This is a genomic window from Kitasatospora sp. NPDC057904, from assembly GCF_042887925.1.
Lineage (GTDB): Bacteria > Actinomycetota > Actinomycetes > Streptomycetales > Streptomycetaceae > Kitasatospora.
Genome location: NZ_JBHVOL010000012.1, coordinates 1 through 13,764, shown reverse-complemented (window position 1 = coordinate 13,764; position 13,764 = coordinate 1). Strand labels below are relative to the sequence as shown.

The 13,764-nt window shown below is 73.4% G+C and carries 13 protein-coding genes; 9 read left to right on the top strand and 4 right to left on the bottom strand.

The annotated features are described in order from the left end of the window. Nucleotides 1-4 precede the first annotated feature (4 nt). A complete protein-coding gene (locus ACFVSN_RS27685) occupies nt 5-1,711 on the top strand; it encodes a DUF5719 family protein (protein ID WP_387602273.1) in 1,707 nt (568 codons plus the stop codon). A gap of 39 nt (nt 1,712-1,750) precedes the next feature. On the opposite strand, the gene ACFVSN_RS27680 is transcribed toward ACFVSN_RS27685, so the two are convergent. Then, a complete protein-coding gene (locus tag ACFVSN_RS27680) occupies nt 1,751-2,203 on the bottom strand; it encodes a metallopeptidase family protein (RefSeq protein ID WP_380442021.1) in 453 nt (150 codons plus the stop codon). A gap of 242 nt (nt 2,204-2,445) precedes the next feature. Between ACFVSN_RS27680 and ACFVSN_RS27675 the strand changes: the two genes are divergently transcribed. From ACFVSN_RS27675 to ahcY, 6 genes are all read left to right on the top strand, one after another. Beyond that, nucleotides 2,446-2,811 carry a DUF3499 domain-containing protein gene (locus tag ACFVSN_RS27675; protein ID WP_280686050.1) on the top strand — a complete coding sequence of 122 codons (366 nt, stop codon included), beginning with the start codon at nt 2,446-2,448 and terminating at the stop codon, nt 2,809-2,811. A gap of 134 nt (nt 2,812-2,945) precedes the next feature. Further along, the gene (locus ACFVSN_RS27670) at nt 2,946-4,331 is read left to right on the top strand and encodes a phosphomannomutase/phosphoglucomutase (RefSeq protein WP_380442018.1); all 1,386 of its coding nucleotides are present in this window, start codon (nt 2,946-2,948) and stop codon (nt 4,329-4,331) included. A gap of 109 nt (nt 4,332-4,440) precedes the next feature. Continuing rightward, entirely contained in the window at nt 4,441-4,623 is a 183-nt protein-coding gene (locus ACFVSN_RS27665) for a Trm112 family protein (RefSeq protein ID WP_329928842.1), read from the top strand. A 108-nt stretch (nt 4,624-4,731) separates the two neighbouring features. Next, entirely contained in the window at nt 4,732-5,982 is a 1,251-nt protein-coding gene (locus tag ACFVSN_RS27660) for an SIS domain-containing protein (RefSeq protein ID WP_380442015.1), read from the top strand. A 38-nt stretch (nt 5,983-6,020) separates the two neighbouring features. Continuing rightward, the gene (locus tag ACFVSN_RS27655) at nt 6,021-6,995 is read left to right on the top strand and encodes a cation diffusion facilitator family transporter (RefSeq protein WP_380442012.1); all 975 of its coding nucleotides are present in this window, start codon (nt 6,021-6,023) and stop codon (nt 6,993-6,995) included. 272 nt (nt 6,996-7,267) lie between these two features. After that, nucleotides 7,268-8,716, top strand: a complete 1,449-nt coding sequence (gene ahcY / locus ACFVSN_RS27650) for an adenosylhomocysteinase (protein WP_380442009.1) — start codon at nt 7,268-7,270, stop codon at nt 8,714-8,716. A 71-nt stretch (nt 8,717-8,787) separates the two neighbouring features. On the opposite strand, the gene ACFVSN_RS27645 is transcribed toward ahcY, so the two are convergent. Both ACFVSN_RS27645 and ACFVSN_RS27640 read right to left on the bottom strand, forming a co-directional pair. Further along, nucleotides 8,788-9,825, bottom strand: coding sequence for a hypothetical protein (locus ACFVSN_RS27645; protein WP_387956776.1), 1,038 nt, complete (start codon nt 9,823-9,825; stop codon nt 8,788-8,790). Next, entirely contained in the window at nt 9,822-10,334 is a 513-nt protein-coding gene (locus ACFVSN_RS27640) for a SigE family RNA polymerase sigma factor (RefSeq protein ID WP_380442004.1), read from the bottom strand. The genes ACFVSN_RS27645 and ACFVSN_RS27640 overlap by 4 nt, the downstream gene beginning before the upstream one ends. 119 nt (nt 10,335-10,453) lie before the next feature. On the opposite strand from ACFVSN_RS27640, the gene ACFVSN_RS27635 reads away from it, so the two are divergent. Next, nucleotides 10,454-11,089 (top strand): hypothetical protein, encoded by a 636-nt coding sequence (locus ACFVSN_RS27635; protein WP_387956775.1) that lies wholly within the window; start codon nt 10,454-10,456, stop codon nt 11,087-11,089. Between the two features lie 8 nt (nt 11,090-11,097). Here the strand turns inward: ACFVSN_RS27635 and ACFVSN_RS27630 are convergent, their stop codons facing one another. Continuing rightward, nucleotides 11,098-12,054, bottom strand: coding sequence for an RDD family protein (locus ACFVSN_RS27630; RefSeq protein WP_387956774.1), 957 nt, complete (start codon nt 12,052-12,054; stop codon nt 11,098-11,100). A 295-nt stretch (nt 12,055-12,349) separates the two neighbouring features. Between ACFVSN_RS27630 and ACFVSN_RS27625 the strand changes: the two genes are divergently transcribed. Then, nucleotides 12,350-13,354 carry a stage II sporulation protein M gene (locus ACFVSN_RS27625; RefSeq protein WP_387956773.1) on the top strand — a complete coding sequence of 335 codons (1,005 nt, stop codon included), beginning with the start codon at nt 12,350-12,352 and terminating at the stop codon, nt 13,352-13,354. Nucleotides 13,355-13,764 lie beyond the last annotated feature (410 nt).

Here is a 13,764-nt window from a genome sequence, read left to right as displayed (position 1 = left end):
CGCGATGAAGAAGCCCTCCTTCGGGAAGAAGTCCGCGCCCGCCGAGGCCGAGGAGAGCGGTTACCCGCCGCCGGCTCCGGCCGCCGCCCCCGACGCGGACGGCGCCCCGGCGCCGACCCGCCCCGCCGGGCGCTCGGGCGGCAGCCGCACGACGCAGTCGCTGCTGGCGGCCGCGGCCGTGCTCGCCGTGGTGTTCGGCATCTCCGAGGTCCGTCCGCCGGCCGCCCCCGCGACCGGCGACACCGGCGCCTCGGCGACCACCGCGCAGGTCGAACGGACGGCGGCGGTCTGCCCGCAGCCGCTCCAGGGCCTGACCGGCTCGACCACGCTCACCGCCTACACCCCGCCCGGCACCGGCGCCGCCACCGGCGGGGCCGGCTGGCTCTCCGACGCCAGCGCGCCCGCGACGCCCCCGACCGCGGCCCCGTCGGCCCCGGCCACGCCGTCCGCCCCCGCGACCCCGGCGCCGACCGGCTCGGCCGCCCCCGACAAGGGCGGCGCACCCGCCGACGCCCGACTGACGCTGGCCAAGCCCGGTACCCCGGTCTCGGCCCCCGCGGCCAACGCCGACACCGCGCCCGGCACCGGGGCCCTCGCCACCGGAGCCCTCGCCCCCGGTTTCACCGTCTCGCAGACCACCACGGTCACCGAGCAGCGCGGCCTCGGCCTGTCCGGCGTCACCTGCACCCCGGCCGGCACCAGCTTCTGGTTCGCCGGGGCCAGCACCGCGGGCGACCGGACGGACTACGTCAGCCTGGTGAACACCGAGTCCTCCGCCGCCGTCGTCGACATCAAGCTCTACGGCGACAAGGGCCCGATCGACAACGACGCCGCCAACGGCATCACCGTCGCCCCCGGCAGCTCCCAGTCGATCCTGCTGCCGACGCTGACCAAGGGTCCGGTCACCGACCTCGCCGTGCACGTGGTGGCCCGCAGCGGCCGGCTCGGCGCGTTCCTGCACGCCGCCGACGGCAGCAAGGGCGCCGACTGGATCCCGTCCTCCGTCGAGCCCGCCCCGACCCAGGTGCTGCCCGGCCTGCCCGCCGACACCTCGGCCGCCCGCCTGGTCGTCTGGGCGTCGCCGGACGACGACGCCGACCTGAAGATCCAGCTCTCCGGCAAGAACGGCTGGTTCACCCCGGCCGGCAACGAGTCCATCCACGTCAAGGCGGGCATGGTCGCCGCCGTCGACCTCGGGAAGGTCACCCGCGACGAGGTGGCCGGGCTGCGGCTGTCGCCCAGCGACGACAAGCACCCCACCCCGGTCGTCGCCGGGGTCCGGATCGACCGGGCCGGCTCCAACGGCAAGTCCGACGCGGCCTGGCTCACCGGCAGTGCCCCGGTCGGCGCCCGCGCCACGGTGGCCGACAACCGGGCCGGCGCGTCCACCCTGTTCCTGACGTCGACCGGCGACGCCGCCACCGTCCACGTCACCGCCTCGGCGGGCAGCAACGGCGGCACCCCGGTGACCAAGGACGTCCAGGTGCCGGCCGGTGCCACGGTCGCCGTCCCGGCCCCCGAGCCCGGCGGGCTGAACGGCTCCTTCGCGCTCACCGTGGAGACCGCCTCCGGCGGCCCGGTGGTGGCCGCCCGGATGCTCGCGATCCCCGCCAAGGACGTGCCGATGTTCACCGTCCAGGCGCTGCGGGACGACCGCAGCACCGTCAAGGTCCCGCAGGCCTCCCAGGACCCGGGCGTCGTCCAGCGCTGACCGCGCGCTCCGGGGGCCCGGCTGCGGGCCCCCGGAGCGTCACTCCTCGTCGTAGCGCGGGTCGATGGCGTCCGGCGACAGGCCGAGCAGCTCGGCGACCTGCTCGATCAGGATCTCGTGCACCAGCGCCGCCCGGTCCTCCCGGGTCTTCGCCCGGATCTCCACCGGCCGCCGGTACACCACGATCTGACTCTTGCGCCCCTGCTTGCCGGGCGACACCCGCCCCAGCGGCACGCCGTCCTCGGAGTCCGCGCCGTCCGCCTCGTGCAGCGGCACCTCCTGGACGGCGAATTCCACCTCGATCAGCTGCGGCCAACGCCGCTCCAGACGCTCCACCGATTCGCGCACGTAGTCGTCGAACAGTTCGGAGCGGGTGAGCGAGATCGGCACCTGGGGCGGTGCCAGCGGGCCGCGCAGCCCCCTGCCGTGCCGGTCGCGGTGCCGGGGTCGGCGCGAGGGTCCCGTCGATGACTGCGGTGCAGAGCTGTCCATATCACTGCCGAGGGTAGTCCTTGGACGGTCGGAAGTGGACCACTCCGGCAGGGAAACGCCCGGGGCGGGGGCGTACGCCGCAACGGGCGGAGCGAGCGGAGCAGTCGAAGGAGCGGCTCCGCGCCGAAGCGCCCCCCGGGCGCGGCGGAGGGGGAGTCCGAGGGGCGCGCGGCGCGACACGTCGCACCACGAGGGCAGGCGGTCTTCGCTCCCCGGCGAGGAGTGCTGTACCGTCCACCCTCGTGAGCTCTGTACGTCGTTGTTCGCGGACCGCGTGCGGCCGGCCGGCCGTCGCGACGCTGACGTACGTCTACGCGGATTCCACCGCCGTCCTGGGCCCGCTCGCCACCTACGCCGAACCGCACTGCTACGACCTGTGCGCCGAGCACGCCGAGCGCCTCACCGCCCCGCGCGGCTGGGAGGTCGTCCGCCTCGCCGCCGAGGCCGGGCCGCTGCGCCGCAGCAGCGACGACCTGGAGGCCCTCGCCAACGCCGTCCGCGAGGCCGCCCGCCCGCAGACCCCCCGTCAGGGCCGCGCCCCCGAGGGCGAGTCCACCGAGGGCGGCCGCCGCGGCCACCTCCGGGTCCTCCGTTCGCCCGACAACTGACGGCTCGCCCCGCACGGGGCGTTCCCCCGGCCCGGGTACGCTGCCCGTCTACCGTCACCGCGTCCCGTCGACCGAACGCGCGGTGACCCCGACGTATCGTGAACGATCAGCACAGAGACCAGGGTGGAGCCGCAGTGCGCGACCTCAAGCAGCTCGTGAAGGCGTACGACGTCCGAGGCGTCGTCCCGGACCAGTGGGACGAGAGCCTGTCCCGGGCCTTCGGCGCGGCCTTCGTCCAGGTCACCGGTGCGACCGCGATCGTGGTCGGCCACGACATGCGGCCCTCCTCCCCGTCGCTCAGCCGGGCCTTCGCCGAGGGCGCCGCGGCCTACGGCGCCGACGTCGTGCAGATCGGCCTCTGCTCGACCGACCAGCTCTACTACGCCAGCGGCAAGCTCGACCTGCCCGGCGCGATGTTCACCGCGAGCCACAACCCGGCCCAGTACAACGGCATCAAGCTGTGCCGGGCCGGCGCCGCCCCGGTCGGCCAGGACACCGGCCTCTCCGAGATCCGCGAGCTGGTCGAGTCCTGGACCGGCGAGGACGACGCCGTCACCGTCCCGGCCAAGGACGTCAAGCCCGGCGCGCTCTCGGAGCAGGAGACCCTGCGCGGCTACGCCGACCACCTGCTCGGCCTGGTCGACCTCACCGCGATCCGCCCGCTGAAGGTCGCCGTCGACGCGGGCAACGGCATGGGCGGCCACACCGTGCCGACCGTCTTCGACGGCCTGCCGATCGAGCTCGTCCCGATGTACTTCGAGCTGGACGGCACCTTCCCCAACCACGAGGCCAACCCGCTCGACCCCAAGAACCTGGTCGACCTGCAGGCGAAGGTCCGCGAGGTCGGCGCCGACCTCGGCCTCGCCTTCGACGGCGACGCCGACCGCTGCTTCGTCGTCGACGAGCGCGGCGAGCCGGTCTCCCCGTCCGCGATCACCGCCCTGGTCGCCGCCCGCGAGATCGCCCGCGCCCAGGCCGCCGGCGAGGCCGAGCCGACGATCATCCACAACCTGATCACCTCCTGGACCGTCCCCGAGGTGGTCCGCGAGCTCGGCGGCACCCCGGTGCGCACCCGCGTCGGCCACTCCTTCATCAAGCAGGAGATGGCCGTCACCGACGCCGTCTTCGGCGGCGAGCACTCCGCCCACTACTACTTCCGCGACTTCTGGCGCGCCGACACCGGCATGCTCGCCGCCCTGCACGTGCTCGCCGCCCTCGGCGGGCAGCCGGGCACGCTGTCCGCGCTCACCGCCGAGTACGACCGCTACGCGGCCTCCGGCGAGATCAACAGCACCGTCGCCGACCAGGCCGACCGCTCGGCCGCCGTCCGCGCCGCCTACGCCGGCCTGGAGGGCACCACCGTCGACGAGCTGGACGGCCTCACCGTGGCCGGCCCGGACTGGTGGTTCAACCTGCGCGCGTCCAACACCGAGCCGCTGCTGCGCCTGAACGTCGAGGCCAAGGACCCGGCGAAGATGGCCGAGCTGCGCGACGGCGTCCTCGCGATCGTCCGCGCCTGACGCGCCCCGGGCGCCGACGCGCCCGAGCCGGAGCGCCGGTGCCCCGGCCGGTAGGGTTGCCTATCGGCCGGGGCACCGCCGCGCCACCTCCCGACTCTTGGAGAGCCCCTTGAAGCTCGAATCCTTCCTGCTGGAGATCCTGGTCTGCCCGCAGTGCCGGGCCGCGCTCGCCGAGGCCGGCACCGAGGAGCAGCCCGAGCTGGTCTGCACCGGTACGGACTGCGGCCTCGCGTACCCGGTCCGCGACGGCATTCCGGTCCTCCTGGTGGACGAGGCCCGCCGCCCGGCCTGATCCTTGGGGGCGAAGCCCCGCACCGCCAGCTCAGCGCCCCGCCAGTCCAGCGCACCGCCAGCCCAGCGCCCCCAGGACCGCAGCCGACCGCAGCCGGAGGACCGCCGCATGCTCGACGACACCCTGCTCGACGACCCGGCCGCCCTCCAGCGCGCCGACCGCGACCGCGCCCTGCTCGCGCTGGCCGGCTCCGGCGCGCGGGTGCGCACCGCGCTGCGGCTCGCCGACGCGGCCGGCCTCGACCGGCTGCGGCCCGACGGCCGCCCGCGCGCCGTCCTCGTCGCCGGGCACGGCAGCGCCCTGACCGCGGGCGAGATCCTCGCCGCGCTGGCCGGCACCGGCAGCCTCGTCACCCCGCTGCCGCCCGCCGACGCCACCGCCCCCCGCGCCGACCGGGCCGGCGCCCCGCCCGTCTTCACCGCCGGGCTCGGCTGGCAGCTGCCCGGCTGGGCCGGACCGCTCGACCTGCTGGTGATCAGCTCCGCCGACGGTGACGAGCAGGGCCTGATCGGCCTCGCCGAGCAGGCCTACGCGCGCGGCTGCGCGATCGTCGTCACCGCGCCCGAGGGCAGCCCGCTCGCCGCGGCGGCACTCCAGGTGCGGGCCCTGCCGCTCCCGTACGTGCCGTCCGCGCGGCCCGAGGACGAGCCGCCGGCCGAGCGCGCCGCCGAACCGGACCTGCCCGCCGAGGACCCGGGTGCGCTGTGGGCCCACCTGACCCCGATGCTCGCGCTCGCCCAGAAGATCGGCGTCACCCAGCTGCCGTACGACGCGCTCCCGGCCACCGCCGACCTCCTCGACGCGTCGGCCGTCCGCTGCCGCCCCGACGCCGCCGCCTACACCAACCCGGCCAAGGGCCTGGCCGCCAGGCTCGCCGGGACCGTCCCGCTGCTGTGGGCGGAGGGGGCCGTCGCCGGGGCCGTCGTCACCCGCTTCGCCGCGCAGCTGGCCGACCGGGCCGGCCGCCCGGCGCTGCCAGGACTGCTGCCGCAGGTGCTCACCGCGCACCGGGGCATGTTCACCGGCCAGCTGGGCGCGGGCGCCGACCCGGACGACTTCTTCCGCGACCGCGTCGACGAGCCGGACCCGCTGCACCTCCAGGTCCTGCTGCTGCGGCACGTCCCGGGCACGCCCGGTGGCCCGCTGGACGAGGACGAGGGCCCGGCCGAGGTTCCGGAGGACGACGAGGGCCCGCGCGCCTTCGGCGTCTCCCGGGCGCACCGCCTCGCCGCCGCCCACGACGTCCGGCTCACCGAGTACGCCAGCGCCCGGCCCGAGCCGCTGCACGCGCTCGCCGACCTCGTCGCGCTGACCGACTTCGCCGCCGTCTACCTGGGACTCGCCGCCGCGCAGTCGTAGGGAGCAGGCGCGGGAGAGGCGCACGCTACGGTGAGCGCATGAGTGCAGAGGGTGGGACGAAAGCGCTGATCGCGGCGCTGTCGGCGAACCTGGCGATCGCGGTGGCCAAGTTCACCGCCTTCGGCTTCACCGGGTCGTCGTCGATGCTGGCCGAGGGCGTCCACTCGGTGGCCGACTCCGGCAACCAGGTGCTGCTGCTGATCGGCGGCAAGCGGGCGCGCCGGGCGGCCGACGAGGAGCACCCGTTCGGGTACGGCCGCGAGCGCTACGTCTACGGCTTCCTGGTGGCCATCGTGCTGTTCAGCGTCGGTGGCCTCTTCGCGGTCTACGAGGGCTGGCACAAGGTGCGCCACCCGGAGGCGCTGGACTCCTGGGGCTGGGCCGTCGGCGTGCTGGTGTTCGCGATCGCGATGGAGGGCTGGTCCTTCCTCACCGCGATGCGCGAGTCGGCGAAGGCCAAGGGCGGCCAGGGCTGGGTGCAGTTCATCCGCACCGCGAAGGCGCCGGAACTGCCCGTGGTGCTGCTGGAGGACACCGGCGCGCTGATCGGCCTGGTGCTCGCGCTGCTCGGCGTGTCGCTCACCGTGATCACCGGCGACGGCGTCTGGGACGGCGTCGGCACCCTGTGCATCGGCGTCCTCCTGGTGCTGATCGCCGTGGTGCTCGCTCTGGAGACCAAGTCGCTGCTGCTCGGCGAGTCCGCCGACCGCGAGTCGGTGGCCCGCATCCGCGCGGCCCTGGTCGACGGGGACGCGGTCACCGGCGTGATCCACATGCGCACGCTCCACCTCGGCCCCGAGGAACTGCTGGTCGCCGCCAAGATCGCGGTCAACGCGGAGGACAGCGCCGCCCGGGTCGCGGCCGCCATCGACGCCGCCGAGGAGCGGGTGCGCGCGGCCGTCCCGATCGCCCGGGCGATCTACCTGGAGCCGGACGTGTACAGCGCGGCCAAGGCCGCGGCCGGCGCCGACCCGGCGGCCACGCCCGGCGGGCCGGGCCCCGAAAATCCGTAACCGGGAACGGCCGGTGGGTCACCGGTGTAGATTCGTCACCAGAGCCAGAACGTCGCTGCTGATGGCGGTCGATCGGCGGTCCGCACCCGTAGGGTGTGCCCCGGTCGAGGGAGAGAGGTCCTCCGACGGTTTGTGCTGCGCACAGGGAGCCGGTCCGGTACAGCGGGCCCGGCCGCCCCGGCGTGGCCGTGCACCCTCGTACGGCACCGCCGCGCTGCGACGCACACCCAGGACCTTGGCCTTGCCCCACCCCATCAGCGAGGAGCAGACGCATGTCGACCGACATCACCGGTGACTTCAAGGTCGCCGACCTTTCCCTGGCGCCGTTCGGCCGCAAGGAGATCCAGCTCGCCGAGCACGAGATGCCCGGCCTCATGTCGATCCGCGCCGAGTACGCGGCGTCGCAGCCGCTGGCCGGCGCCCGCATCACCGGCTCGCTGCACATGACCGTGCAGACCGCGGTGCTGATCGAGACCCTGACCGCGCTGGGCGCCGAGGTCCGCTGGTGCTCGTGCAACATCTTCTCCACCCAGGACCACGCGGCCGCGGCCATCGCGGTCGGCCCGGAGGGCACCCCGGAGAACCCGCAGGGCGTCCCGGTCTTCGCCTGGAAGGGCGAGACGCTGGAGGAGTACTGGTGGTGCACCGAGCAGGCGCTGACCTGGCCGGACGGCAAGACCCCGAACATGATCCTGGACGACGGCGGTGACGCCACCCTCCTGATCCACAAGGGTGTCGAGTTCGAGAAGGCCGGTGCCGCTCCGGACCCGTCCACCGCGGACAACGACGAGTTCCGGATCATCCTGGAGCTGCTGAACCGCACCCTGAAGGACACCCCGAACAAGTGGACCGAGGTCGCCGCCACCATCAAGGGCGTGACCGAGGAGACCACCACCGGTGTGCACCGGCTGTACGAGATGCACCGTGACGGCCAGCTGCTGTTCCCGGCGATCAACGTCAACGACTCGGTGACGAAGTCGAAGTTCGACAACAAGTACGGCTGCCGCCACTCGCTCATCGACGGCATCAACCGCGCCACCGACGTCCTGATCGGCGGCAAGGTCGCCGTCGTCTGCGGCTACGGCGACGTCGGCAAGGGCTGCGCGGAGTCGCTGCGCGGCCAGGGCGCCCGTGTCATCGTCACGGAGATCGACCCGATCTGCGCGCTGCAGGCGGCGATGGACGGCTACCAGGTCGCCACGCTGGATGACGTCGTCGAGACCGCCGACATCTTCATCACGACCACGGGCAACAAGGACATCATCATGGCCTCCCACATGGCCCGGATGAAGCACCAGGCGATCGTGGGCAACATCGGCCACTTCGACAACGAGATCGACATGGCCGGTCTGGCCAAGCTCGACGGCGTCGTGAAGACCGAGGTCAAGCCGCAGGTCCACGAGTGGCGCAAGGCCGACGGCCGGACGATCATCGTGCTGTCCGAGGGCCGTCTGCTGAACCTGGGCAACGCGACCGGTCACCCGTCGTTCGTGATGTCCAACTCCTTCGCGAACCAGACGATCGCGCAGATCGAGCTGTTCACGAAGACCGAGCAGTACCCGATCGGCGTGTACGTGCTGCCGAAGCACCTGGACGAGAAGGTCGCGCGTCTGCACCTGGACGCGCTGGGCGTGAAGCTCACGACCCTGACCCAGGAGCAGGCCGACTACATCGGCGTCCCGGTCGAGGGCCCGTACAAGGCGGAGCAGTACCGCTACTGATGCGGTGACAGTCGTACGCCGGTGGCCGGCACCCCCCGTGGGTGCCGGCCACCGGCGCGTTCGGACGTCCGTCAGCGGATGACGTCGGTCGTCCAGGTCGACGGGTCGACACCGGTGGGGTGCACCATCCGGGTCAGGCCCTCCAGGCCACCGAACTTGTCGAGCAGCGGCTTGCTGCCACCTTCGGTCGTCGCGCAGATCTGCAGACCCTGCTCCTCCCGGCAGACCGTTTCGGACTTCCCGAACTCCAGCTTGCCCGCGGGGGCCACGATGAAGGCGATGGTCATCTCGCCGACGGAGAAGGCGGCTCCCGCACTCCACGGCTGCCCGGCCGCAGGACGGCTCAGATCGGCCTGGTTCGGCCGGAGGCCCTCCGGCAGTCCGGACAGCCAGAACGGCAGCGCGGCGGGCCACTCGCCGGTCTGGACGTCGGCCGCGATCCGGAGCAGCACGTCGTCGGGCACCTCGCCGCCGCGCGGGCGGTTCGACACCAGCTGCGCCCAACGGCCGGAAGCGGTCTGCCAGCACAGGATGCGCCGACCGCTGTCGAACGTCGGATGGGTCGGATCGGTGATCCAGTACGCGGTCCGGCCGTTGACGGGGGGCGCCGGGTCCTTCTCCGGCTTCGACTGCGATGTCTCGGTCAACCGGGGCTCGGCACCGGCCGGATGGACGAGGAGGTCCAGCCGCCGCCCCGACGGGCCGCCCTGGCCGGCCTTGGTGACGACCGTCGATCCGTCCGCCAGGTACCCGACGTCGCGAGCCGGGTCCAGCCAGTCGGGGAGCCAGCCGAACCTGCCGCTGATGATCAGCGGATTGGTGGGGCTGCCGACCGGCTCGCCGGGGGTGGGGGTCGCGGATTCCCGGGGAGTGCCGGCGGGCAGCAGTTGGGTCGCGTGCAAACCCCCTCCGGGCGCCAGCAGGAGGGCGGCCGTGACCGTGGCCGCTGTCATGGCGGCCAGCGCGCCGACCGCCGCCTGGCGCCGGCGGCGCAGGCGGGCCCGTCCCCGGGAGATGGACGTCGCGACGTCGAAGGCCGCCGGTGGGGCCGGCGCGTCGGCCAGGGCCGTCAGGTGGGCGGCCAGCTCGTCGTGATCGTTGATGGTCATGGCGTCCTCTCTGCGACGGCGGGGCGGGCGACGAGCCTGGTCCTGAGGGCGTCCAGGCCGCGTGAGCTCTGGCTCTTCACGTTGCCGGGGGAGCAGCCCAGGGCCTCTGCGGCCTGGTCGACGGTCAGGTCGCAGTAGTAGCGCAGGACGACCGTGGCGCGCTGGCGCGGCGGCAGTGCCGCCAGGGCCTGGCGGAGGTCCAGCGAGGCGTCCAGGTCGATGCTGTCGGCGACGGTCTCGGGCGTTGTCTCCCGGCGGACCGTGCGGCGCCACCACGAGGTGCGCTGCTCGCCGAGGAACACGTTGACCAGCACCCGCCGGGCGTAGCCGTCCAGGTTCTCCACCCGCTTGGCCCGCGACCAGTTCACGTACAGCTTGGTGATGGTCTCCTGCACCAGGTCGTCGGCCCGGTGCCAGTCCCCGCACAGCAGATAGGCGACCTTCCGCAGCCAGCCGCTCCTGGAAGCCACGTACTCCGTGAACTCCGCGTCGTGTGTCTGCTTCGCCATCCGCACCCCCCTTCATCGTGTCGGCGGCGTCTCTCCCGCGCCGTCCGCCTCCCTAATGCGGGCACTGCTCCGGAAGGTTGCATGCCGACCGGTCGGAGGCGTCCACGTAGGCTTCGGGCATGCCCAACGGCCGGTACTCGCTCCACGACACCCATGACCACGTGCTGCTCGGCGAGGAGCGGTTCAGCTGCGCTCCCGGGCCGGCCGGCTGGCGGTACGTCTCCAAGACCTACGCCCCGGACGGCCGGGTGACCGGCACCGTCGACCTCACGCTGGACTCGCGCGCCCGGCCGCTGCGGATGGAACTGCGGGCGGGCGGGTGGCAGGTCCGCGGCGGGGCGGTGGACGGGGTGGCGTGGGTGCGTACGGACGCGGCCGACCCGGGCGGCGAGCACGCGGTGGAGGGGCACGACCGGGCCCACGGGTTCACCGGGCGCTCGCCGGCCTTCCTGGTCGCGACCGCCCGCCTGCTGCGGCTGCGGGAGGGGGCGAGCGCCCGGGTGCGGCTGGTGGCGTTCACCGAGCCGGTGCTGGCGCCGCGCACCTTCGACCAGGGCTGGTTGCTGGAGGGGACCAACACGCACGACACGGATTCCGGTCCGCTGCTCGTCGAGCGGTACCAGGTGGCGGACCTGGAGACCGGGGAGCAGCAGGTGGTGCACCTCGCCGGGGACGTGGTGCTGTCGGCGGACGGGGTCGAGCTGGAGGAGCTGGAGTCGCCGCCGAACGCCTGGCCGGTGGAGTTCGGGGGGTAGGCCGCGGGTCAGGCGGGTGGGGCGAAGCCCATGTCGTTGGGCTGGGTGGTGGCGGCCGGTGCTGGCGGTGCCGGTGGTGCGGTCAGCGGGGCGGGGCCTGCGGGGGCCGCCGCGGGCATCGACGGCTGCGGGGTCTGAGGGCCTTGGGAGGTCTGCGGGGCCTGTGGGGTCTGCGGGGCCTGTGGGGCTGCCGTCGGCCGGTAGCCCTCGGCGCGCGTCCACTCCCGACGCTGACGTTCGGTGAGCACGGCGCCGAGGTAGGCGGCCGGGTGCACTCCCGGCGGCACGTCGTGGGACGTCCTGGCCGCGAGGTCGGCGGCCAGCCGGGCGGACAACTGGTGCGCCACGGCCTGGTCCAACTGGCCTATCCGTCCCAGTAGTTGGCGGACCGCGAGCCACAGCGGCTCGGGGACGGCCGACAGGTCCATCGCGCGGAGCTCGTGCCCCATCGACTGCAGCAGCTGCGGGTGCACCGGTGGCAGGGCGACCGCCGTCCCGCCGCCGCCCGGGGCGCGCTCGCGGACCACCAGCGTCCCGGCGAAGATGTCGCCCAGCCGCTTGCCCTCCGAGTTCACCACCGAGCAGATCACGGCGGGCGCGCCGCTCAGCGTGATCAGCTCGAAGAAGCCGGTCAGGCCGCGCACCAGCGCGTGCCGGAACCGCACCGGACCGCCGTCGCCGCGGACCACCCGCAGACCGAGCGCGGCCTTGCCGAGTGAACGGCCGTGGCTGAACGTCTCGACCATCACCGGCACGCCGACCAGGAAGAACACCATCAGCCCGAGCAGGATGGCGGTCAGCGCGGCGCCGTCGAGGCCCGAGAGGGCGACGCTGAGGACCAGCGAGGTGATCAGCAGGCCGGCGAACTCCACGGCCAGGTCGAGCGCGACGGCCAGCGCCCGGCTCGGAAGCTTCGCCGCGCGCAGGTCGAGGACGACCGCCTCACCGGTCACCAGGTCGCTCAAGACACCCGTCCGTTCACGCTCGTCGAGGTCGCGGAGGCGGATGGACGCCGTGGCGCGGGACATCCCGGACCGGCCCCCGCGACCCACCTGCTGCCGTCCGATCCGCAGTCGCCAACATACGGCGCCCGGCGCTCGGACGGGAAGTGAGATCCCGGGGGCCACGGCGTCGGTCCGTCCTGGCATGCTGGGCCCGCACGTGTCCGTACGTCTTCGCCCGCCCGACCTGCCCGACCGCCCCGCGTGTGTGCGGCCGCCCCGTGCGCCCCGCGCCTCGCGTCGACCATGGAGCCGCCGCATGGACCTGGACGTCTTCGTCGCCACCCACCAGGGGGAGTGGAACCGGCTGGACGCCCTCGCCCGCAAGCGCCGGCTCAGCGGAGAAGAGGCGGACGAACTGGTCACCCTGTACCAGCGGGCCACCGGCCACTTGGCCAAGGTGCAGGCCGCCGCGCCCGACCCGACACTGGTGAGCCGGCTGACCGCGCTGGTCTCCCGCGGGCGGGCCGCCGTCACCGGCACCCGTAGCAGCGGTTGGCGGGACGTGGCGCGGTACTACACGGTGAGCTTCCCGGCGGCCCTGTACCGCTCCCGCCGGTGGTGGCTGCCGATCGCGGTCGTCTCGCTGGTCGCCACCGCGGTGATCGCCTGGTGGGTCGCCAACCACCCCGAGGTCCGCAACAGCCTCGCCTCGCCCGAGATGCTGCGCCAGATGACCCGCCCCGGTGGCGAGTACGAGGCGTACTACTCGGACCGCCCCGCGAGCTCGTTCGCGGCCCAGGTCTGGACGAACAACGCCATGGTCGCCGTCAAGTGCCTGTTGTTCGGGATCGCGCTGGGCATCCCCGTGATCTTCGTGATGTGGTCGAACGTCCTCAACCTCGGCGCGGGCATCGGCCTGATGGCCTCGGCGGGCCGACTCGACGTCTTCCTCGGCCTGCTCATCCCGCACGGCCTGCTGGAGCTGACCGCCGTCTTCGTCGCCGGCGGGCTCGGCATGCGCCTCGGCTGGACGGTGATCGACCCGGGTCCGCGCACCCGGACGACGGCGCTCGCGGAACAGGGCCGTTCCATCATCGGCATGGCCATCGGCATGGCGACGGTGCTCGCGGTCTCCGGCATCCTCGAAGCCTTCGTGACCCCGTCGGGCCTGCCCACCTGGGCGCGCATTTCGATCGGCGTCGTCGCGGAGACCGCCTTCCTGCTCTACGCCCTGGTGCTGGGGAAGAAGGCCGCCGCGGACGGTGAGACCGGAGACCTGGACGCGGCCGACCGGCCGGACCTTCAGCCGGTCGCCGCGTGAGGCGGATGTGATCACCAGGCCTCTGACCTGCTACTCTTCTCGCATCCCGGCCGGACCATTGACGTGGCACCGGTGGGCTAGTAGATTTGAACGGTTGGGACTGACTGGACAACGGTCGGGCCCGGGCGTTAGTGTCTACGACACCGCCGAATCGAGGCGCGCGCGTTTCACGAAATGCGCGCCCTCCGACGAAGCAAATCCCGCGAACTGCGCAGTACGAAAGCTTTGATAAGCTTCGGAGCGAAGTTGCAGGAAATCCCCCCAGTGGGAATCGGATGAAAGAAACTCCGGGAAAACGGAGCGGAAAACATCTGGTAAGCTGGAAACACGAAAGAACGAAGCGCCCGGAGGGCCCGCTGGAAGGCGGCTCGAAGGAAGCGTCCGTTCCTTGAGAACTCAACAGCGTGCCA